The 24,683-nt window shown below is 50.9% G+C and carries 28 protein-coding genes; 12 read left to right on the forward strand and 16 right to left on the reverse strand.

The annotated features are described in order from the left end of the window. Window positions 1-22: 22 nt before the first annotated feature. The 4 genes from Q8O77_RS15375 (at window position 23) to Q8O77_RS15390 (ending at window position 5,091) form a co-directional block, all read left to right on the forward strand. The gene (locus Q8O77_RS15375; RefSeq protein WP_305555089.1) at window positions 23-895 is read left to right on the forward strand and encodes an HlyC/CorC family transporter; all 873 of its coding nucleotides are present in this window, start codon (window positions 23-25) and stop codon (window positions 893-895) included. Between the two features lie 5 nt (window positions 896-900). Beyond that, a complete protein-coding gene (gene lnt / locus Q8O77_RS15380; RefSeq protein WP_305555091.1) occupies window positions 901-2,448 on the forward strand; it encodes an apolipoprotein N-acyltransferase in 1,548 nt (515 codons plus the stop codon). Window positions 2,449-2,750: 302 nt separating this feature from the next. Continuing rightward, window positions 2,751-4,400, forward strand: a complete 1,650-nt coding sequence (locus tag Q8O77_RS15385) for a S8 family serine peptidase (RefSeq protein WP_305555095.1) — start codon at window positions 2,751-2,753, stop codon at window positions 4,398-4,400. A gap of 112 nt (window positions 4,401-4,512) precedes the next feature. Further along, window positions 4,513-5,091, forward strand: a complete 579-nt coding sequence (locus Q8O77_RS15390) for a GNAT family N-acetyltransferase (protein ID WP_305555098.1) — start codon at window positions 4,513-4,515, stop codon at window positions 5,089-5,091. Between the two features lies 1 nt (window position 5,092). On the opposite strand, the gene Q8O77_RS15395 is transcribed toward Q8O77_RS15390, so the two are convergent. Beyond that, window positions 5,093-7,486: a Lon protease family protein gene (locus Q8O77_RS15395; protein WP_305555101.1), complete on the reverse strand. Its 2,394-nt coding sequence runs from the start codon at window positions 7,484-7,486 to the stop codon at window positions 5,093-5,095. A gap of 146 nt (window positions 7,487-7,632) precedes the next feature. On the opposite strand from Q8O77_RS15395, the gene Q8O77_RS15400 reads away from it, so the two are divergent. The 6 genes from Q8O77_RS15400 to Q8O77_RS15425 all read left to right on the forward strand — a co-directional run bounded on the left by Q8O77_RS15400 (window position 7,633) and on the right by Q8O77_RS15425 (window position 11,397). Next, window positions 7,633-7,908: a hypothetical protein gene (locus Q8O77_RS15400; RefSeq protein ID WP_305555104.1), complete on the forward strand. Its 276-nt coding sequence runs from the start codon at window positions 7,633-7,635 to the stop codon at window positions 7,906-7,908. A 139-nt stretch (window positions 7,909-8,047) separates the two neighbouring features. Further along, window positions 8,048-8,650, forward strand: a complete 603-nt coding sequence (locus Q8O77_RS15405; RefSeq protein WP_305555107.1) for a DoxX family protein — start codon at window positions 8,048-8,050, stop codon at window positions 8,648-8,650. After that, window positions 8,650-9,324, forward strand: a complete 675-nt coding sequence (locus tag Q8O77_RS15410; RefSeq protein ID WP_305555110.1) for a sigma-70 family RNA polymerase sigma factor — start codon at window positions 8,650-8,652, stop codon at window positions 9,322-9,324. The genes Q8O77_RS15405 and Q8O77_RS15410 overlap by 1 nt, the downstream gene beginning before the upstream one ends. Further along, a complete protein-coding gene (locus tag Q8O77_RS15415; protein ID WP_305555113.1) occupies window positions 9,317-10,015 on the forward strand; it encodes a DUF3379 family protein in 699 nt (232 codons plus the stop codon). Before Q8O77_RS15410 ends, Q8O77_RS15415 begins: the two co-directional genes overlap by 8 nt. Before the next feature lie 13 nt (window positions 10,016-10,028). After that, a complete protein-coding gene (locus Q8O77_RS15420) occupies window positions 10,029-10,868 on the forward strand; it encodes an AraC family transcriptional regulator (RefSeq protein WP_305555116.1) in 840 nt (279 codons plus the stop codon). A gap of 73 nt (window positions 10,869-10,941) precedes the next feature. Beyond that, window positions 10,942-11,397: a carboxymuconolactone decarboxylase family protein gene (locus Q8O77_RS15425; RefSeq protein WP_305555119.1), complete on the forward strand. Its 456-nt coding sequence runs from the start codon at window positions 10,942-10,944 to the stop codon at window positions 11,395-11,397. 24 nt (window positions 11,398-11,421) lie between these two features. Here Q8O77_RS15425 and pnuC read toward each other — a convergent pair whose 3' ends face one another. From pnuC to Q8O77_RS15470, 9 genes are all read right to left on the reverse strand, one after another. Further along, a complete protein-coding gene (gene pnuC, locus Q8O77_RS15430) occupies window positions 11,422-11,991 on the reverse strand; it encodes a nicotinamide riboside transporter PnuC (protein WP_305555122.1) in 570 nt (189 codons plus the stop codon). A gap of 15 nt (window positions 11,992-12,006) precedes the next feature. After that, window positions 12,007-12,417, reverse strand: coding sequence for a DCC1-like thiol-disulfide oxidoreductase family protein (locus tag Q8O77_RS15435; protein ID WP_305555125.1), 411 nt, complete (start codon window positions 12,415-12,417; stop codon window positions 12,007-12,009). 1 nt (window position 12,418) lies between these two features. Next, window positions 12,419-13,162, reverse strand: coding sequence for a hypothetical protein (locus Q8O77_RS15440; protein ID WP_305555127.1), 744 nt, complete (start codon window positions 13,160-13,162; stop codon window positions 12,419-12,421). Between the two features lie 52 nt (window positions 13,163-13,214). Beyond that, entirely contained in the window at window positions 13,215-13,907 is a 693-nt protein-coding gene (locus Q8O77_RS15445) for an aspartate/glutamate racemase family protein (protein WP_305555129.1), read from the reverse strand. Between the two features lie 202 nt (window positions 13,908-14,109). Next, window positions 14,110-14,580 (reverse strand): AAC(3)-I family aminoglycoside N-acetyltransferase, encoded by a 471-nt coding sequence (locus tag Q8O77_RS15450; protein ID WP_305555132.1) that lies wholly within the window; start codon window positions 14,578-14,580, stop codon window positions 14,110-14,112. Window positions 14,581-14,703: 123 nt separating this feature from the next. Further along, window positions 14,704-15,540: an ABC transporter substrate-binding protein gene (locus tag Q8O77_RS15455; RefSeq protein WP_305555135.1), complete on the reverse strand. Its 837-nt coding sequence runs from the start codon at window positions 15,538-15,540 to the stop codon at window positions 14,704-14,706. Window positions 15,541-15,705: 165 nt separating this feature from the next. Next, window positions 15,706-16,263, reverse strand: coding sequence for a GNAT family N-acetyltransferase (locus Q8O77_RS15460; protein ID WP_305555138.1), 558 nt, complete (start codon window positions 16,261-16,263; stop codon window positions 15,706-15,708). Window positions 16,264-16,346: 83 nt separating this feature from the next. Next, window positions 16,347-16,940: a trans-aconitate 2-methyltransferase gene (locus Q8O77_RS15465; protein WP_305555141.1), complete on the reverse strand. Its 594-nt coding sequence runs from the start codon at window positions 16,938-16,940 to the stop codon at window positions 16,347-16,349. Window positions 16,941-17,078: 138 nt separating this feature from the next. Continuing rightward, a complete protein-coding gene (locus tag Q8O77_RS15470) occupies window positions 17,079-17,555 on the reverse strand; it encodes a nuclear transport factor 2 family protein (RefSeq protein ID WP_305555144.1) in 477 nt (158 codons plus the stop codon). 444 nt (window positions 17,556-17,999) lie between these two features. On the opposite strand from Q8O77_RS15470, the gene Q8O77_RS15475 reads away from it, so the two are divergent. Then, complete coding sequence (locus tag Q8O77_RS15475) at window positions 18,000-18,518, forward strand: tlde1 domain-containing protein (protein WP_305555147.1); 519 nt, start codon at window positions 18,000-18,002, stop codon at window positions 18,516-18,518. Continuing rightward, window positions 18,508-18,858, forward strand: a complete 351-nt coding sequence (locus Q8O77_RS15480) for a DUF2195 family protein (protein WP_305555150.1) — start codon at window positions 18,508-18,510, stop codon at window positions 18,856-18,858. The genes Q8O77_RS15475 and Q8O77_RS15480 overlap by 11 nt, the downstream gene beginning before the upstream one ends. Before the next feature lie 66 nt (window positions 18,859-18,924). On the opposite strand, the gene Q8O77_RS15485 is transcribed toward Q8O77_RS15480, so the two are convergent. From Q8O77_RS15485 to Q8O77_RS15510, 6 genes are all read right to left on the reverse strand, one after another. Continuing rightward, on the reverse strand, window positions 18,925-19,317 hold the full coding sequence (locus Q8O77_RS15485; protein WP_305555153.1) for a hypothetical protein: 393 nt from the start codon (window positions 19,315-19,317) through the stop codon (window positions 18,925-18,927). A gap of 221 nt (window positions 19,318-19,538) precedes the next feature. Next, window positions 19,539-19,889, reverse strand: coding sequence for a putative quinol monooxygenase (locus tag Q8O77_RS15490; protein WP_305555156.1), 351 nt, complete (start codon window positions 19,887-19,889; stop codon window positions 19,539-19,541). Between the two features lie 23 nt (window positions 19,890-19,912). Continuing rightward, a complete protein-coding gene (gene nhaD / locus Q8O77_RS15495) occupies window positions 19,913-21,352 on the reverse strand; it encodes a sodium:proton antiporter NhaD (RefSeq protein WP_305556709.1) in 1,440 nt (479 codons plus the stop codon). Between the two features lie 193 nt (window positions 21,353-21,545). Beyond that, the gene (locus Q8O77_RS15500) at window positions 21,546-22,400 is read right to left on the reverse strand and encodes a universal stress protein (protein WP_305555163.1); all 855 of its coding nucleotides are present in this window, start codon (window positions 22,398-22,400) and stop codon (window positions 21,546-21,548) included. 28 nt (window positions 22,401-22,428) lie between these two features. Further along, the gene (locus tag Q8O77_RS15505; RefSeq protein WP_305555166.1) at window positions 22,429-23,913 is read right to left on the reverse strand and encodes a SulP family inorganic anion transporter; all 1,485 of its coding nucleotides are present in this window, start codon (window positions 23,911-23,913) and stop codon (window positions 22,429-22,431) included. A 224-nt stretch (window positions 23,914-24,137) separates the two neighbouring features. Continuing rightward, complete coding sequence (locus Q8O77_RS15510; RefSeq protein ID WP_305555169.1) at window positions 24,138-24,620, reverse strand: hypothetical protein; 483 nt, start codon at window positions 24,618-24,620, stop codon at window positions 24,138-24,140. Between the last annotated feature and the right edge of the window lie 63 nt (window positions 24,621-24,683).

Consider the following 24,683-nt stretch of genomic DNA (forward strand, 5'->3'; position numbering starts at 1 on the left):
TGTTTGGAGCAACAGTTCACCCATGAGTGACGACAACCCCCACTCTAGTCGCGGTTCTGCCGGTAAATCCTGGTTAGAGCGTATCGCCGGAATTTTCAGTGCAGAACCACAGGACATTTCAGAATTACAGGACATCATCAGCGAAGCCGAAGTGCGCAGCCTGATTGATGCCGACACCAAGAGTATGCTGCAGGGCGTGCTTGAGGTATCCAGCATGCGGGCCCGCGATATCATGGTGCCACGCTCGCAAATGGCCACTATTGATATTGATGACTCCGTCGCCGACATGTTGCCCATTTTAATGGAAAACAATCACAGCCGTTATCCGGTGGTAAATGAAGACAAAGACCATATCGAAGGCATCCTGCTGGTAAAAGACTTACTGCAATATGCGCTGGATCCGAACGTCAACGACTGGCATCTGCGCGATTTACTGCGCCCGGCGGTGATCATCCCCGAGAGCAAAAGAGTGGATGCGCTGTTAAAAGAGTTTCGCCAGAAACGCTACCATATGGCCATAGTGGTCGATGAGTACGGCGGCGTGTCCGGTCTGGTTACCATTGAAGATATTCTCGAACAAATTGTCGGCGAAATTGAAGATGAGCACGACGATGAAGAAGAAAACGATATCAAGAAAATGGCCTCAAGGGTGTTTCAGGTGAGTGCCTTAACGCCGCTGGATGAGTTCAACGAGTCGTTTAATACCCGCTTTGATGAAGAAGATGCCGACACCATCGGTGGTATAGTGCTGCACGCATTCGGCCATATGCCGGCAAAAGGTGAAAGCATAGAACTGGAAGGCTTAACCTTTAAAGTCAGTAAAGCCAACAGCCGCCGCTTAGTGCAGTTGCAGGTTATCCGCGCCAAAGAAACCGCAGATACTGAGGAAAACTAGCCATCTTGCCCGCTGCCGTAAAGCGCCTTGCTAAACTAAGCCTGCCCCACCTGCTGCTGCTTGCAGCCGGTGGCGTTACCACTTTAGCCTTTGCTCCATACACCTTATGGTGGTTACCACTGCTGAGCGTGGCTTTGCTGGTGTTGTTGTTGCAGCGCGCCACATCGGCCAGGCAAGCTGCCTTACTCGGCTTTAGCTATGGCGTAGGCTGGTTTGGTGTTGGTATCAGCTGGGTGCATGTCAGCATAGCGCAATTCGGCGGTTTACCGCTGGCCGGCAGTTTAGGCTTAATGGCGCTGCTGGTGGGCTATCTGGCGTTGTTTCCGGCACTGGCCGGCTGGCTTAGCGCTAAACTGCGCAGCCCTGCATTTACCCCGCTGTTATTTGCTGCCTGCTGGACCTTCAGCGAATGGCTACGCAGCGTGCTGCTAACCGGCTTTCCCTGGCTGTCTATGGGCTACAGCCAAACAGAGCATGGGCTTAGCGACTTTGCGCCGCTAATCGGTGAAACCGGTATCAGCTTTTTACTGGTGTTTGCCGCCGCTGCGCTGGTGCAGCTGTTTCGTCCACAGCATGCCCTCAGCCGCTATGGCTACCTGGTTATCGCCGGGCTGTTATTTGCCATTGCACCGCAACTTAGTGCGCTAAAAGGCTGGCAATACAGCGACGAAACTTTAGACGTGGTGCTGGTGCAGGGCAATATTAAGCAGGATTTACGCTGGGCACCGGAGCAGGAATGGCCCACCATGCTGAAGTATATGGACCTGACACGGCCGCATTTTCAAACTGATTTAGTTATTTGGCCTGAAGCCGCAATTCCGCAGTTGGAACCACTGGCAGAGGGCTACCTGGAAAACCTGAACCGCGCCGCGCTGTACGCCGACACTGCAGTGATCAGCGGCATTTTAGATTACAACTTTAAAACCCAGCAAGCCTGGAATAACCTGATCGTGCTGGGTAAACGCCAACCGAATTCGACCGACGGCGATTATTTCTACGGCCACGGCAACCGTTACAGCAAGCACCACTTGCTGCCGATTGGTGAATTTGTGCCGTTCGAGAGCTGGCTGCGCCAACTGGCACCGATTTTTGATCTGCCGATGAGCTCGTTTAGCCGTGGCGCCTATGTACAACCAAACCTGGTTGCCAACGGCTATCACCTGCTACCGGCTATTTGCTTTGAAATCGCCTTCCCTGCGCAAATAAGCGCCAATATGACCGCCGACACTCAGTTGCTGCTAACGGTAAGCAACGACGCCTGGTTTGGCGACAGCATAGGCCCGCAGCAACATTTGCAAATAGCACAGATGCGCGCGCTGGAATTTGGCCGGCCGCTGCTGCGTGCCACCAATAACGGCGTTACGGCTACTGTTGATGCCAACGGCAGCATCAGCGCCAGAGCGCCGCAATTTACAGAGGCGGTGCTGCAGGACACCATGCGCTTAACCCGGGGCCAAACGCCTTATGCCCGCTTTGGTGATTGGCCGCTGGCACTATTATGCGGCCTGTCGCTTGCCGGCTGCTGGTTAAAGCGCCGCTTTGCCCGTGACTAATCGCCCACTATAGCCACCCAAACATCTGCAGCTCTATATTTATTTAAGTCTGTACACCTGCGAAAAATCAGCCTGATTACACTTTGTAACATTTATTTAGTTAACTAATTTCACAAAAATCACATAAATCAGGGCTTTTCGGGAACTTTGCCGTTGTCGTTGCAATATAAATTCCTCTGTGGCACAACATTTACCTTGCTGAATAAAACAGCAATGCGATAAAGCGCCGACAGAGCGCGACCAGTAACAAGTAAAATCAGCAACAACGACTGATTAATGCAACATCCAGAGGAAGTAAATTAATGAAATATAATAAATTATCCACGATTGCTACTGCTACCCTGCTGGCAATGGGGTTCACCGCTGCCGCAACTGCATCAGACCGCGTCATTATCCAGCTTGATAACAGCAAAAAAGGCGTGGTTAAAGCGCTGGCGAAACAGCTGGGCGGCGATGTTAAAGTTGATGCCGATGGCTTTATCGCTGCACAGTTCAGCGGTAAATCATTAAGTGAAATCAAAGGCCTGTTAAACAATCCGCACATCAAGCTGGTTGAAGAAGACGCTCTGCGTAAGCCACTGGCGATCTACAACGACGATGCAGGCAACCCGATGGCCAGCCAATTAACACCTTATGCGGTGTATCAGTCGCAAGCCAACCAGGTGGCATTGAACTTAGGTGCCGGCATGAAAGTTTGTGTTATCGACTCCGGCCTGGACCGTTCAAATATCGATTTCGACTGGGGCAATATCACTGGTGATAACGACTCCGGCACCGGCAGCTGGGATGTTGCCGGTGGCCCGCACGGCACTCACGTTGCCGGCACTGTTGGCGCCGCCGATAACGGCGTCGGTGTAGTGGGTATGGCACCGGGTGTGGCTATGCACATTATCAAAGTATTTAATGCTGAAGGTTGGGGCTATTCATCTGATCTGGCGTATGCCGCACAAAAATGTACTGCTGCCGGTGCCAATATCATTACCATGAGCTTAGGTGGTGGCGGTGCGAACAGCACAGAGTCTAATGCCTTTGCTACGTTCACTAACAACGGTGGCTTAGTGCTGGCTGCAGCCGGTAACGATGGCAACAACGTACGTTCATACCCTGCCGGTTACCCATCAGTGATGATGATTGGTGCTAACGATGCCAATAACGCCATTGCCGACTTCTCCCAATTCCCAAGCTGTGCCAGCGGCAAGGGTAAAAATGCAACGAACGATGAAACCATCTGTGTTGAAGTAACAGCCGGCGGTGTTGACACTCTGTCTACCTATCCTGCTGATGGCGCAACCTCGGCATCACTGTATGCCGGCAGTACGGCTTTTGCCTCTTCAGCAATGGAAAACGCCGGTTCAGCTGCAGGCAATACCTATTTTATGGGGCTGGCTACAGCAACTGACAGCGGCGCAGCCGGTAAAGTCTGCGTAATTGACCGTGGCACTATCTCATTTCACGACAAGGTGAAAAACTGCGAAAACTCAGGCGGTATCGGTGCAGTTATTATCAATAACGAACCAGGCATGCTTTACGCTACCTTAGGTGAAGGTTCGGCCAACACTACCTCTATCCCTGCAGTAGGTGCGGCGCAGGAAGATCGCTCTGCCCTGCTGGCGGCCGGCACAATGTCAGTTACCATTGAAAGCAGCGACTATGGCTACATGAGCGGCACCTCAATGGCAACGCCGGCAGTAGCGGGTGTAGCAGCTCTGGTATGGTCTAACTTCCCAAGCTGTAGCGGTACGGAAATACGCAATGCGTTAAAAGCCACGGCACAAGACGCCGGGGCGGCGGGCAAAGATGTGTACTTCGGCTATGGCATCGTTAAAGCCAAAGCAGCATATGACTATCTGACTGCCAATGGCTGTGCCGGCTCTGGTGGTGACACTGGCGGCGGCGATACTGGCGGAGACACCGGCGGCAGCTGTAAAGGCGGCCCGAGAAAGTGCGGTTAAGCCGTAACGATTAAAAAAGCCGGCATCAAGCCGGCTTTTTGTTAACATTTAACTTGAGAACACAGCTAAGTCCGGTAGACTAAAGCCACCTGAGCGTCAGTCGGCCTTTGCCATGACTTTACTGCACAATATCAGCCGCACTTTGCAGCGCCGCCGCAACAGCACCTGGCATGCACTGGGCTATGACACCACTGTACGGCCCGAAACTCCGGCCGACTACGCGGCAATAGCCCGCCTTACCCACACTGCCTTTAATAATGATGCCGAAGCAAACCTGATAGCCACACTGCGCTGCCAGGCTGAGGATTATATCGCCTTAGTAGCAGAGCAGCATGGCGAAGTAGTGGGCCATATTTTGTTTTCACCGGCAAGCCTGGATAAGGCCCCGGACTGCAAAATAATGGCACTGGCACCCATGGCGGTAAGTAATGTATTGCAACATCAGGGTATAGGCTCTGCCCTGGTGCGGGCCGGGTTGGAGCAATGCAATAAACAAGGCGTTGCCGCAGTGGTGGTACTGGGCCATCCGGGTTATTACCCGCGTTTTGGCTTTACCCCGGCCAGCCGTTTTAACATCAGCTGCCCGTGGCAGGTGCCGGATAACACTTTTATGCTGTTGGAGTTAATACCAGGTGTGCTGAAGGGCAAAAGCGGCCGCGTAGAGTATCACCCGGCCTTTACTGCGCTGTAGCCTAATCCTCATCCATGGCGCCGTTTACTATTTCGGCAATTTTCGCTAACCGCACCAGCGCACGGCCGTTAACCGACTTTTTCGGATACTGGCCACGGCTGCTTTTCTCGCCGGCTTCTACACCGGTAAGCAGCGTTAAAGCTTCATCCACTGTTTTTACTACGTAGATATGAAACTTGTGCTGCTTCACGGCGTTAATTACTTCGTCATTCAACACCAGGTTAAGCTGGTTGCTGGCCGGAATAATCACACCCTGCTCGCCGGTTAAGCCACGGCTTTGGCACAAGCGGAAGTAACCTTCTATTTTCTCGTTTACGCCACCAATAGCCTGTACCTGGCCATGTTGGTTAATTGAGCCGGTCACTGCCAGGCTTTGCTTAATGGGTATGTCGGTAATCGCCGATAACAGCGCACACACTTCAGCCAACGAGGCGCTGTCGCCGTCGATATGACCATAGCTTTGCTCCATGGCAATATTGGCCGATAACGTCAGCGGGAATTCCCGCGCATATTTCGCCCCCAGGTAACCGGTTAGCAACAACACGCCCTTGGAGTGAATGGCTTTGCCCAGTTCAACTTCGCGCTCTATATCAATAACACCGCTACTGCCGGCAAACACCGTAGCGCTAATGCGTGCCGGGGTACCAAAGGCGGTATCGCCGATTTCCAGCACCGTTAAGCCGTTTACTTTACCCACGGCCAGGCCGTCGGTATCAATTAAAATCTGGCCTTCCTGAATATCTTCCAAAAAGCCTTCGCTAATACGGCCGGTACGGTGTTGTTTGCCTTTTAATGCCTGCTGGATATGCTCAGCCCCCAGGCTGTCGCTGTGCTGCTGGCCGGCGTAAAAACAGGCTTCGCGCACTAATTCCAGTACATCAGCAAAGCGCGCCGACAACTTACGCTGGTGCTCTGCCTGGCGAAAACTAAAGGTCAGCAATTGTTTAAAACCGGCCTGGGTTAACTCGTTAACGTTTAACAAGCGCATTTGCTCGCGAATTTGCATCGCCATATAAGTCACGGTTTGTTCGTTATACGGCAAATAATGTTCAAAATCGGCCAATACCCGAAACAGCTCGTTAAATTCGTCGTCTACGTCCTGGATCAGGTAATACAAGTCGCGCGAGCCCAGCAGCACCACTTTGACATTCAGTGGTATGGCTTTGGGGGTAATAATGGTGGAATTGGTTACCGCATGCTCAGATAAGGTATCAATCAGCAGCTCGCCGGATTTCAGCGCCAGCTTCAGTGCATCCCACAGCTGCGGTTGTGTCAGCAGGCGGTCGGCGTCGAGAATTAAATAGCCGCCATTGGCACGGTGCAGCGCGCCCGGGCGGATCATGCGGTAGTTGGTGTATAAGTTACCACTGCTGGAGTTGTACTCCACCCGGCCAAACAGGTTGCCGTAGCTGGGGTTAGGCTCAAACACTATTGGCGCGCCGGACATGCTCTCGTAATGCACCAGCACGTTAGGGACAAATTCTTCAATAAAAATTTCACGGTTATCGGCTTCTTCCTGCTTCTCTGCTTCAGACTCGTCCGGCATCAGCTCCAGCACGGCTTTTACCAGGTGGTTGCGCATTTCGCGGATGTAACGCTGCACGCCAAGCTCGGCGGCGTAATCATGCTCCAGCTGTTTTAACAGCGGTTTAATCGCCTGCTCTATGGTGTCTTTACGCAGCGCCCGTAAGCTTTCCGACAGCTCGCGTTTCCACTGCGGCAGCTCCAGTAATTGCTCATTTAAGATGGTTTCCAGCTCGCTGACCAGGCCGTAGAAATACTGGCGTTGCTCTTCGGTCAGTTTAGAAAACTCCTGGTCGTCCAGTGGCTTGCCGTCGATAATCGGCGAAAAGCTCACCGCGCCGTTTTCTTCATACAGTACAACATTTTTTTCCAGCGCCTTGCTCTCTACCAGCTCTATCGCATGCTCGTATTTGTCGTCAAAGGCGCGGGCGATGGCTTTTTTCTTGCGCTGATAGCCCGGGTTATCAAAAGCCGCCGGAAAGGTGTCCAGCAACTCGTCAATCAGGCCTTCAATCTTCTTCACCAGCACTTTGCCTTCACCCGGCAGCAGCCGCAAGGTTCCCGGCACCCGCTCGTCGTCAAAGTTGTTCAGGTAACACCATTCTTCCGGCGTGGCTTTTTCACTGGCGGCTTGCTGCAGTATGTCCTGCACCAGGGTAAAGCGGCCCAGCGCCGGCTCACCCATTACGTACAGGTTGTACCCCGGCATATCCATGCCGATAGCAAACGCCAGTGCCGATTTGGCCCGCTCCTGGCCGATAAAGGCCGGGATCAATTGCTTTACGTCCAGTGCTTGTTTAAGCAGCTTGCTGTCCAGATGCGGGCCCAGTTGTTGTATCGTCAGTGCCAGAGGATGTAGGTGTGCGGTCATGTAGTACCTTAGCTTAACCAGCTGTTATAGCGGCTATACTAGCAAAAAGCCGCCCTGCTGTGCTGGTCAATTTCATTGTTTCGCTAAAGAATTCTCCGGCCTTGCCGTTACAGTGTGTATCAAGCAAACAGGACACGGGGCACATTATGAACGAGACTAACCGCTTACAGAAAATCCGCAACCTGGGCGTACGCCTGCAGGAGCTAGAGTTAGTGTCTTTAACGCCGGGTAAGTCTTATACCGGTGCCGCGCTGAACTTTTTATTTGCTGATCACCAATTAGAGCGCCCTGCCGGCTTGCCGCTGGAGCACACGCTGAAAACCCTCGGCGCTGCCATAGTAGACAAACGTAAAGTGCGCTTCGCTAACCTGGATGCCGATGCCGTAATTGACTTCTTTTGCCGCCTGTATCGCGTACATTAAATGGCTTAGCATTCCCTAAGCCGCCTCTCCTTCCCGTTCAATTTCACACTTACTGCCCGGCAAAATTAGCGCCGTGCTGAAATATTCCCGCCGGCCGGCCGTTCTAATAGGCTAGTCAGTAGCTATATGAGCCGGGTCTATGCCAGCCGTTGTTAGTTTTTACCATCGCCTTATTACACACAGCCAGCAGTTGTCAGGGCTGGCACCGCTGTTATTGCGTTTATACCTTGCGCCGGTGCTGTTGCAGGCCGGTTGGAATAAATACCGCCATTTTGATAATACCGTTGCCTGGTTTGGCAATGCCGACTGGGGCTTAGGTTTACCGGCACCGGCGCTGCTGGCTGTGCTGGCCATCGCTGCGGAAACCCTGGGCGCACTGTTTTTACTGTTGGGGCTGTTTACACGGCTGGTCAGTATACCGCTGCTGGTTACCATGCTGGTGGCGATTTTTGCTGTGCACTGGCCCAATGGTTGGCTGGCGATAGCCGACAGCAGCAGTTGGTTAGCGAACGAGCGGGTACTGAATTCGGCCACACAACTTGATGCAGCCAAAAGCCTGCTGCAACAACACGGTAATTATGATTGGCTAACCGGCAACGGCAATATTGTTATTTTAAATAACGGTATTGAATTCGCGGCAACCTATTTTGTTATGTTGCTAAGCTTATTTTTCAGCGGCGGTGGCCGCTATACCAGCATTGATCATTACCTCAGCCGCCGCTACAGTGCAGGACAACGCTAATGGCCAGCATTCATTTTTTGCCAAGCCGGCAAAATCATGCCAGGCTGGCGCTCAACTCAGCAGCGATTAACAGCACTTCTATGCCAGAGCAATCTCACACTGCCTCCGCTGACACCCCGGACGTTGACAGCAAGCCCGCTGCTAACGTCGCAGTATTCCAGCTAAGCGACAGTAAAACCAAGCGCTACGAGCAACTGGTGCAGCATTACCATGCAAATCTGTACCGCTACGGTTATTGGTTGTGCAAAGACCCGGATATTGCGCAGGATTTAGTACAAGACACCTTTTTGCGTGCCTGGAAGCATTTAGACAGCCTGCTCGACCCGGCGGCCGCCAAGGCCTGGCTGGTAACCATATTGCGGCGGGAAAACGCACGGCGCTTTGAACGTAAGCAGTTTGACTATGACGATGGCGCCGAACAAGACAACCTGGCCGACACCAGACAAAGCAGCGCCGAGCAGGACTGCGACAACGACTTATTGCGCAAACGCATGGCTACACTGCCGGAAGAATACCGCGAACCGCTGGTGCTGCAGGCACTGGGCGGCTTTAGCAGCGATGAAATTGCCCATTTGCTGCAGCTTAATGTTAATACCGTAAATACCCGGCTGTTTCGCGCCCGCAACTTGCTGCGCGCTCAGCTTACTTTGCAGGGGGAGTCCGGCCATGGATAACACAGAATTACGCCGTATCTTGCTGGCCAACCCGTTTAGCCGTCATCCGGCGCTGCTGGCGGCTATGGCCCGCGACACTGATTTACAACAGTTCGCCAATGAACTGCAACAGCAGCAGCGCGAGCTGGAAGATGCACTGCAAGTACCGGTACCGCCAATGCTGGCCGAGCGCTTATTGCAAATTCCGCAGCAACACAAACCGCGCCGGCGCTGGTTTACACCACTGGCGCTGGCAGCCAGTATTGCGCTGGTGTCGGTGCTGGGTGTACAGCTGTATCAGGGCAGCTTAGCCACTGATCTGGGCAGCCATGCGCTGGCCCACGTCTACCACGAGCATGACTATTTGCAGCAGCATGCGCAAATGCAGCCGCTGGACGAGGTAAACCTGAAACTGGCCAGTTTTGATGCCAGCCTGCAAGACTGGCAGGACGAGATTATCTACGCCCGTTACTGCACCTTTCAGGGCGTGCGCTCACTGCATCTGGCGGTCAAAACTGCCAGCGGCTATGCCACTGTTTTTGTTGTGCCAAAGGACGCCGAACTGGCCTTCAGCAGCCAATTTTCCGACCAGCAGTATCAGGGCTTAACGCTGGCCATGGCCAAAGCCAATGTGATCGTGGTGAGCGATAACGCCGCTGATTTACAACAGCTGCCGCAAAAGCTGGCCGATAAACTGATTTTCTCCGCCTGAGGCAACAACGCTGATGCCTGCGATCATTGCCGACCCTGCTATAGCGCCTGTTGGCAACCTGCAACATTTGGGCTTGCAGGCATTTATGCCGCATCCTGTGCTGGCTGCTCTGGTGCAATGTTACTGGGTAATACGCCAGCCAACATTGCCCACTGGCGGTTACCGCCAAACCCTGTATCCGGACGGCGGCAGCAGCCTGAACTTCTATTTTCAGCCCAACCAGCCGCCACTATGCCAATTTGACGGCAGCCAAACCCTGAGCAGCATGCAATTAGCCGGCACGCCGGACGTCATAGGTATCCGCTTTTATCCCGGCGGCGCCTTTCAGTTGCTGGGTCACGATATGCCGCAGTTACAGGGCGATGCCATTAATGCCGCTGATTTGGGGATTAGTTCGCTTGCACAGCTGCAACAACAACTTGGCACTACACAGCTTACCGCTACGCGGTTGCACCATCTGGAGCAATGGCTGTTGCGGCAAATGCAGCAATCTGCTGCTCAAAGCAGCCATATTCAACAAGTGTTGCCACTGTTGCTGCAGCATCAGCAGCTGACAACGCCTTCTGTCAGCGCGCTAAGCGCAGCAGTTAACCTGAGCCGGCGCCAGTTTGAACGTAAATTCCTGCAACAGGTTGGTTTAACCCCCGGCCAGTTAAAACTGCTGCAACGGGTGCGCCACGCCAGACAACTGATTAACCTCAATCCGCAGCAAGCCCTGACCGATATAGCGCTTTGCAGCGGCTTTTATGACCAGGCGCATTTTATTCACCAGTTTCAGCGCATTACCGGCCAGACACCGGGCCAGTACCGCCGGCGCAAGCAAAATCAAGCTGCAAACGTTAATACGCCCTGATTGTCGCAAAAATACAATTCTGTTTAACCGCTGTGCGGCACTATAGCGGCTCCACCACCACGAGGAGCACAACATGACGCCACGTATAGATCGCAACGAGGTATATAAACTGCAACCCGCCTTAGTTAAGGCATTGAGTAGTCTGGGCGAAGCGGCCGGCAAGGTCATTGAAGCCCCGCTGGTGCATCTGTTGCACCTGCGCATATCGCAGTTAAACGGCTGTGCCTTTTGCCAGCATATGCATGCTGCAGAAGCCCGCCACGACGGTGAGCAACAGCAACGGTTGGATGTACTGGCCGCCTGGCAAGATACCACTTTTTTCTCTACCCGCGAGCGCGCGGCACTGCGCTGGGCCGAAGCATTGACCTTGCTGGCAAGCCAGCAGGTATCTGATGATGTTTACAGCGAACTGACAGCGCAGTTTAGCCAGCAGGAAATTGTTAATTTAAGCGCGGTAATAGTAACGATGAACGCCTGGAACCGTATCGCAGTGGGCTTTCAGTTTCAACCGCAACTGAGCGCGGGTTAGCACGCGGCGCAAATTAAACGCCGCTTAAACGCTGCTACGTTGGGCGGCATTTAACCGCCGCCACAGGTACCAACCATAGCAGGCGTTAAACCAAAAGCCGGTATACACTATGGCGGTAAGCTGTAACTCGCGGGAGAAATACAGCGGTACCGCCAGCGTATTAACAATAAGCCAGAACCACCAGGTTTCCAGCTTACGGTTCATCAGTAAAAACTGCGCAATAACACTGAACATTAAAATGGCCGAATCGGCAAAGGGGGCGTAAGCATCGGTTAAGCGGTGCAGCATGTAGCCATACAGTGCCGTCACCAGCAGCGCCAGCGCGGCGTAACCGGCCAGCCGCAGCAATGGCGTGGTGCTTACCTGCTTAATGCCACTGGCCCTGCCCCACTGGTACCAACCCATAACGTTGGTAACAATAAAAAACAGCATCAGCAGTACTTCGGCGTACAGCTTTACCTGGTAAAACAGCAGCGAAAATAACGCACAGCCAATAATGCCCAGCCACCAGGTATGAATACTGTTACGCGCAGCCAGAAACACCGCCAGCAAATAAAAGCCGTTGGCGGCATATTCCAGATAAGTCGGGTTCATCTGCATGCCCGGCGGTTAAAAGCGATCATTGCCGCTAACACCCAGGTTGTTAATTTTGCGTTTTCGCAGCAGTTTCAGCAGCAAATTGCGGCAAGCCCGCAACAAAGGGTACAACCATTTCGCCACCCTGCGTGATTTAAACAGATGATAATTCAGCCGGTTAAATACCCCGCTGCGGCTGCTAAGCAGCGACAGCATATAAATAGCGTCACTGCCGTAATAGCAGCTGTCGGCCATTTTCAGCACCATACCCTGATCAATATCCAGCCCTTGTGCGGTTATCGCGCGCATGGTTTCGCTGTCTTCACGGGCATTAATCAGCTTTAGCTCTCCCACGCTTTGGCGAATACGCACCACCTGGCAATAGGCATTACAGGCCGGACAGTCTTTATCGTAAATCAGCAGGATCTGGTTTGGCTTAGTCACGTTACTCCTCTGCTTGCAACTCACGGGCTGCCAGCATATAAAAAAAGTGGCCAAATTCTGCTGAGGTTTTACCCGAAGAATGGCTGTTATTAAACTGCCACCACGGCTGCGCCTGCATATTACTCAAAATCTGGTTCCAACTATTGTCTTCCAGCTCAAAACCGCGCACTTCACACAAACTGTTTTTACAGCGCACAGCCTGCAACTGCACACCGCCGCTAAGCTGATGCATACTGATAAAATCGGCTATGCGTTGCTCCATTAATGGCGCCCAGTCATAATTCACCGCTTCATTTTCCAGCTGATGAAAACGCTCAACCAAAGTGCCTTTAAAGCCGGCGACCAAGCCAGCAAAAGGTTGTGGTAACACGGCTTCCACCTCTTCAATGGTGGCGGTGTTCATTCGCGGTTTCGCCTCAGCAGGCGTAAAAGCCGAAGCCGTATCAGCTGGTTGCGCCAATGCCTGCTCAAAGACCTCGCTTTGCTGCGCTAACTGTTGCTCCAGTTGTAAAATTCTGGCCTCCAGCGCTTCAATGCTGTCCGCGCCGGTTTCATCTTGCACTTGCGGCGGTGTAACCACCTTAGCCGGCAAATTACTGTTAGCCGCTGCCAAACCCGGTTGCGGTGTATTTGCATTTACGGTTATTTCATTATCAGATGGTAATACCCGCGCGGCGCTGAACATGCCACCCAAGACATAGCCGGTTAGCAGACAAACCAGAGCAATAAGCAGAGTTTTCAACATAACATTCCTTGTCAGAAATTTTACTATCTCCAACATAAAGCCTTTACCTGTTTCAGGCAAGCGCCAGCTCAACTGCCGCCTTGGCATGAATCACCGTAGTATCAAACAGCGGCACGGCGGCATCGGCTTTGGCCACTAACAAACCAATTTCCGTGCAACCGAGAATAATGCCGTCCACACCTTGCCAGGCAAGGCCGGCCATCATCTTGCGCACGGCTTGTTTCGACTCGGGGTTTATCACACCCTGACACAATTCCTGATAAATAATCTGATGCAGGCTGTCCTGTTCAGCTTCATTGGGCAGCAGCACTTCTATGCCATGTAACTCACTTAGCCGCTCGCGGTAAAACGGCTGCTGCATGGTAAATTTGGTACCCAGCAAACCCACCCGGCTGCAACCTGCCTGCTTTATCGCTGCGGCGGTAGCATCGGCGATATGCAACAGCGGAATAGCCACTGCCGCTTCAATACTGGCAGCCACTTTATGCATGGTGTTGGTACAGAGCACAATAAAATCGGCACCGGCCGCTTCAAGCGAGCGCGCCGCATCTGCCAGCACAGCGCCGGCAGCGTCCCAATCGCCGGCCTGTTGCATACGTTCAATGTCATAAAAATCAACGCTGACTAAAATGCATTTGGCGGAATGCAGCCCGCCCAGCTGTTGTTTTACGCCTTCGTTAAGCAGGCGATAGTAAGGAATAGTCGACTCCCAGCTCATACCGCCGATAAGGCCAATGGTTTTCATCTTACGACTCCGTCCGGTTCTCAGACAGCTAACATGGCGTAAAAACGCATCGCCTGCAATATCAACGCAGTAGTGTTGAGAAGTTCTGTAACACTAATACCGCAGATTTAAGTTTATTTGTTGTTATTTGCTAATACTGTCCGGCGTATTCCAGCTGTTGCACTGAGAGTAGCTGGTTAAGAGTACTGATATTCAGGTCTTGTTATGTATTAGTATCGCCGACAAGAATATCAAAGTGCAGAACATCCTCGCGCTGCCCCAGCTTTGTGTACAGCGCGATGGCGGGTTCGTCTTCAACCCCCTGATCAGCTTGCACAAAGATCACGTAAGCACCCCGTTTTATTGCCACTTTCTTCAGCTCTTCAATTAGCGCTGTCGCTATTCCTGCACGACGATACGGCTCAGTAACCGCCAAATCGTATATGTAGATCTCGCTACGTTCTTGTTCGAATTTTCTTAACTCGTAGGCAGCAATACCACCGATCACTTTCTTGTCGTCCAGCGCAACGATGGCAATAAACGAATCACTTTTTAAAAGCCGCCGAAGGTAATCTGCGCCAGGCCGCTTCCCGGTATAAGTCTCCGGATCATTGAAAGCTTCGCCGAACATTGTCGACAAATCCTCTATGAGCTTCAAATCAGCGCAAACAAGATGACGATAGGCTAACACCATGGCTCCCCCCAATACGTTCTGAATCAGCAAGCCAGAGTCAAATTGAACTCATGCTTTTCAGCAGTTTAACTTTTATCTGTCACCGTTGATTCCTTACGCACACTTTTTAACGCAGAACTTTGGTCAGTTACTTTGCGGCGATACGTTAAACCATAACTCTTTGCGTTGAACCGGAGTGTTCTCAGGCAAAGCGGCATTGTGCAGCCGCAGTATTGTGCGTTGCGACAACGCTGAACGCGCAATGGCGTCGCGGTGGTGCTGATAAAACAGCTGGTCAAATTTACCGTTGGCAATGGCACGGTTAAGCCCTTGCTCAACCAGCTGCGCCAACGCCGCATTTTGCTTGTTGAAGAAAAAATACACTGCAGTGGGATAATACAGCGCTACGCCGGGCGCTACGGCAAACTGATTGGGACGAGCGTCCATCTCCGACCAGATTTCCAATACAGACCGTGGAAAGGCATCGGCCCTGCCCTTTTGCAGCATACTGAATAACAACTCAATATGCGTTGCAGTATCCAGCCGTAAGCCATTTGAGCGTAGCAGGACATTATCAGGCCAGTCATGGCCCTGCACTAAAATATACTTTTTTAATTCTGCGACTGAAGATACCGGATTTTGCAGTAAAGCACTACCTGGCTTAACCAGCAGTAAGCGCCAGCCATATAAGCCTTTATAAATCGGGATCCGTACCGGCAGTAAGTTATCCTCACGCTCAGCTGATGTCATCGACCAGGCCAGCGTAATGTTTTGATTCTCTTCAAGTAATTTTAACGCGCGGCTTTGTACCAAAACATCGTCAGACGGCTGCAAACGATGCGCAACATTACTTTCACGCAGTGCAAGCTTCAGCAATTGCAGCGGGTACCAATTATCTTCAGTAAAATCACGCATTGGTTTAGGATAGATAATGACCTGTGGCTGAGCCGTGTCGGCCTCCGATGCTTTTGTTAACTGCACGCTACTGGTTGCGAAAAGCAAAAAACTACACCAGCTAAGCCATCTGGGCATTGCAGATTTACCGCCTGAGATACAATACGCTCAGTATAGCGTTAATGCGTTGCGCTTAACGCTACCTAAATATCAAGCGCAGGGAAAATAACCAACCAAATCGATTTGCGGATGTCATATGGCGACGAACTCAGGCCGTAGCAGACCAAAGCATTTGAGATCATGGAACTTGTTTTTCCAAAACCCGCATTCACGCCTGATCCCTTCCTGTTTAAATCCAAGTTTACGCAGCAATAGTTCAGAAGCATCATTACCAGGCACAGTATCTGCCTGGATCCGATGCAATTCGCCACAAGCCAACGCTCCTGAGAAACCAGCGTTTACAATAGCGTGAACGGCTTCGAAGGAATAACCTTGCCGCCAAAATTCAGGCAGCAGGTCATAACCAATCACAGCATTACGCATTTTGCTACTCCACGAATTAAAACCACAAGTACCGATCAATTGGCCTGATGCCTTCAAGCGGATAGCCCATCTGATGCCCTGCTTTTCCTCGTATCGCGTTTTAAAAAGGCTAATCAAATTAGCAGCCTGGCTTTGTTCACAGAACGCTTCTAAGTCGTAGTATTCAACTACAGCAGGGCTGGAAAACAAACTGAATATACTTTGTTCATCATCAGGTTGAAGCTCTGTGAGCAATAGTCGCTCAGTTTCCAGTGATGGAAATACCATCGGAATTCCTCCATGAAATATAACGCCCGCAACACGGGAAAACTTGTAGCACAGCGGAGATTTAATCCGTGTGATTACGCTTATTAAAGCTTGGCGGCAATTGTATAAACATGCTTTTCCGGGTATTGGTCCAGTTCAAGATGCAAAACAGACAAACCATTATTTATAAGTACCTGCACATTTTCATTAATACCAATAGAGCTGTAGTAAAACGTGTCATCGTGCCATCGATCGGTGTGCTCTCCTTCAGCATTGCCAAATGTATATATCAGAATGCCCCCCTCTGCTAAGAGCTGACACAGCTTTGTAACGACAGGTTTTTGCATAGCCAACGGTAAGTGGAAAATGCTGTCCCATGCAACAATGAGATCGAACCTCTGTTCTGTTTCCCAGCAGCAGATATCTTGATGCAAAAATTTGTGCCTGGGGTGGTTTAGGCTAGCCAACCTAATCATTTCTTTTGATACATCAAGGCCTGTAACAGAGAAATCGTTGCCTTCCAATATGCGGACAAATCTGCCACCAGAACCACAACCTACGTCGAGGGCTTTTCCACCGCGCCGCGCAAATTTAACCGCTCGTTGAAACTGATTTACACCATAGGCGGAATCAACATGTTGGTCATGCCACCACTGAGCAATTTTGTCGTATTTCGCCCCTAATACAGATGGTTCCATATGAAAACCTTAACGCTGTGCGCATGCGCGCGAAATTTGTGATTCCGGCATGGTCATCTTAAAAAATACGTAGCCGATAAAACTAACAATCGCAGCCCAACCCAAAATTGCTGTTACAGTTTCCCGGCGTTTTGGGCGTTAATGGCCATAGCTTGCTACCCGTACCACCGTCCACCGCCCTTCTTGCTGTTTCCAGATATGCAAAAACTTAAACACATTGCAATCGGGCTTGCCATTTTCAGTATGGCAAAAGCGGTGCTGCCCGGTTTGAATAGCGCCAAAGTCTTTAACCGGATACACCTCAGTACTACCGGGCACCAGCTCGCGCTTTAAGTCACCGGCATTGGCAAACAGCCGGTTTAAATTAGCGATGGTTTGTTGATGATCCGCCAGCCCGCCGGTGTCGTGGTAAAACTCAACATCGGCATCAAGCATGGCCTTAGTGGTTTCAATGTCGCGCTGATTAAACGCATCAAACAGCTGTTTGTCCAATTGCAGAATTTCATCCTGCAGTGAGGTCTCAATGGCAAACAACGCCGCTGGGTTTAGTAGTGCAACAATTAGTGTCAGTCCTCTTGGCAGTACACTGATTAACTTTGGGCTTAACTTTAGCATGGTATGGCTCCGGTTACAGTTCTCAGCCAGTGTTGCACAGCAATACCGCATTGGCTTGGCAAAAATGTAACAAAAGCTAATAGCACTTATGCACCAAGCGCCAGATCAACCGCCGCCCTGGCTTGAATCATCGTGGTATCAAACAGCGGTACGACGGCATCGGCTTTAGCCACCAACAAATCAATTTCCGCAAGGAATTGCCGACGCCCAACTCATACCGCCAATAAGGCCAATGGTTTCCATCTTACGACTCCGTCCGGCTTGCAGACAGCTAACATGGCGTAAAATTGCACCACCTGCAATATCAACGCAGTAGTGTTGAGAAGTTTTGTAGCACTAATACTGCAGATTTAAGTTTATTTAATGTAAATTTATTGTTTGTCATTGGGTGAGGTATTTGCTACTGTCTGACTGTTTACAGACAATATATCTAAGGGGCTCATCATGGAAGATCTGGTATTTAACGGAAAAGAAGTGCGCTGGCATGGTCAGGGTACTTTCAAAGCTACCTCTGGCATGCACAGCTATCAGTATCCACAGTATCAATGCCGTCCGGACGAGGGACCAATTCCTGCTGGAAACTACTACATCCCGCTAATCCTTGGTGATTTAGCTGAAGATGATGGTACCGGCCGTTGCAACCTTAAACCTTCGTGGCAGCTACAAGAAATACCACGTGGTGAAGCTGCCGGTGATTGTGAGCCATATTGGGCAAACTGGGGTTACAATCGTGTTCGCTTTGAAGCCGCTGACCAAGTTACTAAGACGAAATGTAATCCTGGCCGTGGCGGATTCTACCTGCATGATTCAACTAAGGGCTATAGCCATGGCTGTATCGAAGTTGAAGGGCGTTTCTTTAACGCTTTAAGAGAATTTTTAAAAACATCAAAGCTCAAACGGCTAAACCTGAAAGTTATCTACAATAGTAATGAGCGCACAAATGGAGGAACTTATGTTCGTTAGTAGCTTATTTGTGATGCTACTCGCAGGAGCAGCCGTTGATAACCCCGCTGTCGCTATTGAAAATGGCTTGCAGCAATGTGTACAGATTAATAAGTCAGATATAGTCCAGCGCAATAATCTTACCCTGCTGGATGCGGATATTTCTGTACTGCAAGCTATAGGCTATTGTGGCTGCAAATCAGCCGTTGCCAGTTACCACCTCTATAGCAATAAGCAGCACCTGCGCTCTGAAGCTATTACGCTAAAAAGCAGTAACACCTATTCATTTGTACTGGCAACTGACGGCAAGGCACCAATTCCGGAAGCACTACGGCTACAACTGAGTTGTGGCAGTAATTAGCAAAATCTTACATTTGGCTAACTACAGCCCTACAGATCGCGCAAGCCTGTCTTTAGGATAGCGCTCCTATATCTTACGTAACTCTCTGAGTAATTTTGTTAAAAGTCCTTCAGCCTTAGAATGTAGTTCCATCAAATAAATAGTTTTTTGGAATAGCTCGTAATCCGACATTCCATTTAACTGCGCCAAAAAATGTTCTATACAATAAGTATGCACAAGCTTGTTTCTGGGTTTTACTAACTGTCTCAGAGATACCACAAGCACAGGATCTGCTTCTGTTTTGCCAAAAATCTCGATCAATTTTCGTAAGCCAATAAATCTGTTTTCAGAGAACTTAGCAACAGACTCATGCACTCGAAGTATTTCAGTCAGGACACTTTCATTGAATTGAATACTTTCCACAGCCTTCAGATAAGCGTGGTCATGGTTTTGTTCAAGCATTGTTCTGGGAGCAAGCATATTTAACCTCTTCAATTGACGTAACTTGAGATATAGGCCTAGCAAAACATCTAACGAAAAATATTTTAACACAGCAGTAAGTCATTGAAAAACTTAAAATAATAGTTGACAGCGCGAACCGGAAAGAAGATGACAGGGAAGAATTTATTGCAATGCAATATTCAGTCTTATACGAGACAAAAAACCCTGCAATGCAGGGTCTGGTTTTTGAAGCAGTATTTTTACGCGAACGCGGGGGCATCGAAATTGGCGGGTTCGTCGCTGTAAATGCATACGTTCCAATCTGCTGCCAGGCCGTCTTCTGCTAAACAGTAGGTTTCAAAGAAGTGTTTTATTTCTGCGCGCTGGCAGTGCGCTTCAAAGCTTGGCAAGTCGGCCCAAATTTCGTTGAAGGCAATGGGGAAGCTTTTGCCTTCGGCAAACGGGCTGGCTATTTGCCGCGTAACGATATACTGCAGGCAGCCATCTTCGCGGTTGCTGTTTGGCTCTAAGCTTTGCAGCACTTTAAACAGCTCGTCCGCCTTGCCCGGCTTGGGCAAAAACTGAGCGATACAATACACTTTTTTAGACATTATGCCTCCTTAACCCCGGCGGCTTAATGCGCGGCAGGGCTGCCGAAAATTTGAAACAGTTCGGCGTTTAAATATAAATGCGTTACCACGCTGGCGGCGTAACCCAGCAGTATTACCGGTGCCCATTTTAAATGGCCGGTAAAGGTGTAGTAGCCGCGGGCCTGGCCCATTAAGGCCACCCCGGCTGCCGAGCCGATAGATAACAAGCTGCCCCCCACGCCGGCGGTTAGTGTAATAAGCAACCACTGGCCGTGCGACATATCCGGCTGCATGGTTAATACCGCGAACATTACCGGGATGTTATCCACCACTGATGACATTAAACCTAAAACCACGTTAGCAATGGTCGGGTTACCGTTACCGTACAAGCCGGTAGATAACATTTCCAGATAACCGATATAGCCCAGACCACCAACACACATTACCACGCCGTAGAAGAACAATAAGGTGTCCCATTCGGCGCGGGCAATACGGTTAAATACGTCAAACGGCACAATTTGTCCCAGCGCCCGCACCCGCTCTATATCGCCTTCGCGCTCGGCCATAGCGCGCTTGCGCGCCAGTGAGCCCGGTAATGTTTTACGCAGAAAAAAGCCGAAGAACTGCAGCAAGCCCAGGCCGGTCATCATGCCCAGTACCGGCGGTAAATCCAGCCAGGAGTGGTACAGCACTGCCAACGCGATAGTGGCTAAAAACAACGTTAAAATACGCAGCGCACCGCGCTTTAACTCAACGTCTTCCTGCAGTGCTGCCGGGTAACGCCGCTCAACAAATAAGCTCATGATGATTGCCGGCACCAGATAATTGACCACAGCCGGAATAAACAGCGTGAAAAACTCATTAAAGGTAACAATACCGGCCTGCCACACCATTAAGGTGGTAATGTCGCCAAACGGGATAAAAGCACCGCCGGCATTAGCGGCTACCACGATATTGACGCACATCAGATTGATAAAGCGCTTATCGCCTTCGGCCACTTTCATTACCACAGCACACATCAGCATCGCGGTGGTCATATTGTTGGCAAAAGATGAGATAGCAAAGGCCAGCACACCGCTGATCCAGAACAAGGTGCGGTAGCTGAAACCTTTGCGGATCATCCAGGCTCGCAGTGCATCAAACAGCCGCCGCTCTTCCAGCGCGCTGATGTACGTCATCGCAACCAGTAAAAACAGCATTAACTCGGCAAATTCAAGCAGAGTATGGCGAAACGCATCCGCGGTTACGCCGGTAATACCGTCCTGCATATAACGCCAGGCGATTAACGCCCAGATAATACCGGCCGCCACCAACACCGGCTTGGATTTACGCAGATGAATTTTTTCCTCTGCCATTACCAGCATATAAGCCAGTGCAAACAGCACCAGCGAAATAATGCCGACCGGCGCCAGCGTTAAATTTAATGTGCCGGTGGCGGCAAACGCCGCCGGAGAAAATATGGCACAACACACCGCAAAAACCATCAGACACAGCAGCCACTGTCTCACGCTATTACCCTCAGTTATGGATCAGTTATAAAACAAAAAAATGCTACGGCCGCGGCCGGGTCGCTATTGTAAACCAGCTAAATTAGATTATTTACTCTAAAATCAGCCAAACAACAAAATCACCTGTTTAACAGCAACAAAAAACCCGGCCAATGGCCGGGTTCAGGTTTTAACGTAAGATCAGCAGGGAGCATCTGGCTTTGCAGATCATTGCAGTAGTAGTACTGCCAACAATAAATTGCCGGATCCGCGAGTGGCCGTAAGCGCCCATTACCATCAGGTCAATCACATGTTCCTGCTGATACTGGTTTAGTACAATATCCGGCTCACCGGCCACTATCGCTACTTTGGTATCAAAACCGGCATTGCGCAGTATTTGCGCAGCGCTGTCCATTTGCGCCCGGGCGGCTTCCACGTCGGCACCGGCCATCACCAAATGCACCGGCAAACCTTTGCCCAGCGGGCTGGCCGCCAGCATTTCCAGGCCTTTTAACGCGGTGGCGCTGCCATCATAGGCCAGCATAATGCGCTGCGGCGCTTTATAGCTTTGCTGCGTTAACAATATAGGTTTGTGTAAGCTGCGGATCACCCGCTCCACATGCAGGCCCATATGGCCGTGCGCATCTGCACTGCTAAAACCCCGCTTGCCCAATACCAGCAACCGGGTTTCCTCTTCCAGCTCAGTTAAGGTTTCTACCAGTTGGCCATGGCGTAAGCGCTCGTCTACGGCTTTTACCCCGGCTTGTTCAGCCCGCGCTTTTGCCGCATCTAAAATGCTGCGGCCGCGCTCCAGCGCCAGCTTGCTGTGTTTTTCGTCCAGCTCAGCCAGTTGCTGTAGCAATAATTCCTGCGAGCCCAGGCCAATGCTGCCGCTTAAGTCCGGCGTTTGGGTATGCTGGGCTTTGTCCAGCACATGCACTACCGACATCGCCACATCGAGCTTTTTCGCCGCCCATACCGCGTAGTCGCACACCGCTTCGGCATAGGGCGAGGCATCAATACAAGCCAGTACTTTTTTGGTCATTATTCTGCTCCTTAGTCCGGTTTGGTTCTCAGTGGCCCATCAGTTTTTCAACTGCATCCGGCTGGTTGTGCACGCCAAACTTATCTACCAGGGTGGCACTGGCTTCATTTAAGCCAACCAGCTCTACCTCTGTGCCCTCGCGGCGAAACTTAATAACCACCTTATCCAGTGAGCTGATGGCGGTAATGTCCCAAAAATGCGCGCGGCTTAAATCAATACGTACCTTTTCTACCGCCTCTTTAAAATCGAACGCGGCAACAAACTGCTCAGCCGAGGTAAAAAACACCTGCCCCACTACCTGGTAATCACGTTGATGGCCATCGGCCGACAGCGACGAGCCGATATACAAAATTTTGCCCACTTTAGCGGCAAAAAACAGCGCACTGAATAACACGCCAACTAATACACCATAAGCCAGATTATGGGTAAATACCGTTACCACTACCGTGGCCAGCATAACCACGCTGGAGCTTTTCGGGTTTTTACGCAAGTCTTTCACCGAGCTCCAGCTAAAGGTGCCGATAGATACCATGATCATAATGGCGACCAGCGCCGCCATAGGTATCAGCCCAACCCAGGCGTCGAGAAATACAATTAAAATCAACAAGAACACACCGGCCAGCAAGGTAGATAACCGGGTGCGGCCACCGGATTTTACGTTAATAATCGACTGGCCAATCATGGCGCAGCCGGCCATACCGCCAATTAAACCCGAGCCGATATTGGCAATGCCCTGGCCCACACACTCACGGTTTTTATCACTGCTGGTGTCGGTTAAATCATCCACTATGGTGGCCGTCATTAACGATTCCAGAATACCCACCACGGCCAGTGCTAAAGCATACGGGAAAATAATTACCAGGGTATTCCACGTTAGTGGTACTTCAGGCCATAAAAATACCGGTAAGCTGTCCGGCAGCTCGCCCATATCGGCCACAGTGCGGATATCAAAGCCAAAGTACAGCGCCAGCGCGGTCAGTACTACTATACACACCAGCGGTGAGGGTATGGCTTTGGTGATATACGGAAACAAATAAATAATCGCCAGCCCCAGTGCCGTCATGCCGTACACCAGTGCTGTGCCATGTTGACCGCTCAGCTCCGGTAACTGCGCCAGAAATATCAAAATTGCCAGTGCATTAACAAAGCCGGTGACCACAGAGCGTGACACAAAGCGCATTAGATCGCCGAGCTTAAACAGGCCAAAAATAATCTGCAGTAGCCCGGTTAATAAGGTGGCGGCCAGCAAATACTCCAGACCATGCTCACGCACCAGGGTAACCATCACCAGCGCCATGGCACCGGTAGCGGCAGAAATCATCGCCGGACGGCCACCGGCAAAAGCGGTGATCACCGCAATACAGAATGAGGCATACAGGCCCACTTTGGGGTCGACGCCGGCAATAATAGAAAAGGCTATAGCTTCAGGGATCAGTGCCAATGCCACCACTAAGGCCGCAAGCACATCACCACGCAGGTTGGAAAACCAGTGTTGTTTTAAATAGGCTGTCATTTAACTATCCGGGATTGCAAATACAATAATCCGCCAGCCGGCAAGGCCTGCGGCGTTAAGCTTTTCGGTGAAGTCAATTAACTACATTGGCCCGGATATCCTGCACGATAATAGAAACACGCTGTTGCCAGGCATCTTTACCTGACGTTGAGGACGCGCAGTTTAGCAAAAAACTGCGGCGCTGCCCAGCCACTAAAGTGCCCTGTGCTTAATGCCGCCTCTATTTAAACCGGTAAGCCTTCGCGGAAAAACTGCACGCCGCCGCATTGGCTGCAAGCCAGTAATTCTGCCGGATGAGTGTAATCGATATGTGTCAGACAGTGGCTGCAGCGATAGCGGCCCATGCCTACCACTTCGCCCTGGTAATACACCCCCTGATGTTTAAAATCCTGCGCCAGCTCCTGCCACTCTAACTGGCTTTTATCGGTAATGCTGCTCAGCTCCTGCCACAGCGCTTCGGACCACAGTGATGGCGGCTCTGCGTTGTCTTGTACAGCATCTTCAGCGTCATGATCCTGCCACTGGCGTTTTAACGTTTCGACAAACAGCGCCGTTTCATAGGCGCTCAGCTCCCGACCAGCTTTTATATAGGCTTTGAGCTGTTCGACAAACCCCACCATATTATCCAGTTGCTGCTGCTCAGTTTGCTGCAGGTTACGGCTAAATTCACTAAGCCATTGCTGATACTTCTTCACAAAATCTGTCATAGTGCCTCCGTTGCTGTAAAACCAGTATAGACAATACGCTGCTTGTTGTTGTCAAAACGGCTC

The organism is Rheinheimera sp. (assembly GCF_030690345.1).
In the GTDB taxonomy this organism is placed as follows: domain Bacteria; phylum Pseudomonadota; class Gammaproteobacteria; order Enterobacterales; family Alteromonadaceae; genus Alishewanella.

Excerpts from the sequence above, each read along its gene's own strand:
- Q8O77_RS15375 (WP_305555089.1), top strand. The coding sequence starts at position 23 with ATGAGTGACGACAACCCCCACTCTAGTCGCGGTTCTGCCGGTAAATCC.
- Q8O77_RS15385 (WP_305555095.1), top strand. The coding sequence starts at position 2,751 with ATGAAATATAATAAATTATCCACGATTGCTACTGCTACCCTGCTGGCA.
- Q8O77_RS15390 (WP_305555098.1), top strand. The coding sequence starts at position 4,513 with ATGACTTTACTGCACAATATCAGCCGCACTTTGCAGCGCCGCCGCAAC.
- Q8O77_RS15395 (WP_305555101.1), bottom strand. The coding sequence starts at position 7,486 with ATGACCGCACACCTACATCCTCTGGCACTGACGATACAACAACTGGGC.
- Q8O77_RS15400 (WP_305555104.1), top strand. The coding sequence starts at position 7,633 with ATGAACGAGACTAACCGCTTACAGAAAATCCGCAACCTGGGCGTACGC.
- Q8O77_RS15405 (WP_305555107.1), top strand. The coding sequence starts at position 8,048 with ATGCCAGCCGTTGTTAGTTTTTACCATCGCCTTATTACACACAGCCAG.
- Q8O77_RS15410 (WP_305555110.1), top strand. The coding sequence starts at position 8,650 with ATGGCCAGCATTCATTTTTTGCCAAGCCGGCAAAATCATGCCAGGCTG.
- Q8O77_RS15415 (WP_305555113.1), top strand. The coding sequence starts at position 9,317 with ATGGATAACACAGAATTACGCCGTATCTTGCTGGCCAACCCGTTTAGC.
- Q8O77_RS15420 (WP_305555116.1), top strand. The coding sequence starts at position 10,029 with ATGCCTGCGATCATTGCCGACCCTGCTATAGCGCCTGTTGGCAACCTG.
- Q8O77_RS15425 (WP_305555119.1), top strand. The coding sequence starts at position 10,942 with ATGACGCCACGTATAGATCGCAACGAGGTATATAAACTGCAACCCGCC.
- pnuC (WP_305555122.1), bottom strand. The coding sequence starts at position 11,991 with ATGAACCCGACTTATCTGGAATATGCCGCCAACGGCTTTTATTTGCTG.
- Q8O77_RS15440 (WP_305555127.1), bottom strand. The coding sequence starts at position 13,162 with ATGTTGAAAACTCTGCTTATTGCTCTGGTTTGTCTGCTAACCGGCTAT.
- Q8O77_RS15445 (WP_305555129.1), bottom strand. The coding sequence starts at position 13,907 with ATGAAAACCATTGGCCTTATCGGCGGTATGAGCTGGGAGTCGACTATT.
- Q8O77_RS15450 (WP_305555132.1), bottom strand. The coding sequence starts at position 14,580 with ATGGTGTTAGCCTATCGTCATCTTGTTTGCGCTGATTTGAAGCTCATA.
- Q8O77_RS15460 (WP_305555138.1), bottom strand. The coding sequence starts at position 16,263 with ATGGTATTTCCATCACTGGAAACTGAGCGACTATTGCTCACAGAGCTT.
- Q8O77_RS15465 (WP_305555141.1), bottom strand. The coding sequence starts at position 16,940 with ATGGAACCATCTGTATTAGGGGCGAAATACGACAAAATTGCTCAGTGG.
- Q8O77_RS15470 (WP_305555144.1), bottom strand. The coding sequence starts at position 17,555 with ATGCTAAAGTTAAGCCCAAAGTTAATCAGTGTACTGCCAAGAGGACTG.
- Q8O77_RS15475 (WP_305555147.1), top strand. The coding sequence starts at position 18,000 with ATGGAAGATCTGGTATTTAACGGAAAAGAAGTGCGCTGGCATGGTCAG.
- Q8O77_RS15480 (WP_305555150.1), top strand. The coding sequence starts at position 18,508 with ATGTTCGTTAGTAGCTTATTTGTGATGCTACTCGCAGGAGCAGCCGTT.
- Q8O77_RS15485 (WP_305555153.1), bottom strand. The coding sequence starts at position 19,317 with ATGCTTGCTCCCAGAACAATGCTTGAACAAAACCATGACCACGCTTAT.
- Q8O77_RS15490 (WP_305555156.1), bottom strand. The coding sequence starts at position 19,889 with ATGTCTAAAAAAGTGTATTGTATCGCTCAGTTTTTGCCCAAGCCGGGC.
- nhaD (WP_305556709.1), bottom strand. The coding sequence starts at position 21,352 with ATGGTTTTTGCGGTGTGTTGTGCCATATTTTCTCCGGCGGCGTTTGCC.
- Q8O77_RS15500 (WP_305555163.1), bottom strand. The coding sequence starts at position 22,400 with ATGACCAAAAAAGTACTGGCTTGTATTGATGCCTCGCCCTATGCCGAA.
- Q8O77_RS15505 (WP_305555166.1), bottom strand. The coding sequence starts at position 23,913 with ATGACAGCCTATTTAAAACAACACTGGTTTTCCAACCTGCGTGGTGAT.
- Q8O77_RS15510 (WP_305555169.1), bottom strand. The coding sequence starts at position 24,620 with ATGACAGATTTTGTGAAGAAGTATCAGCAATGGCTTAGTGAATTTAGC.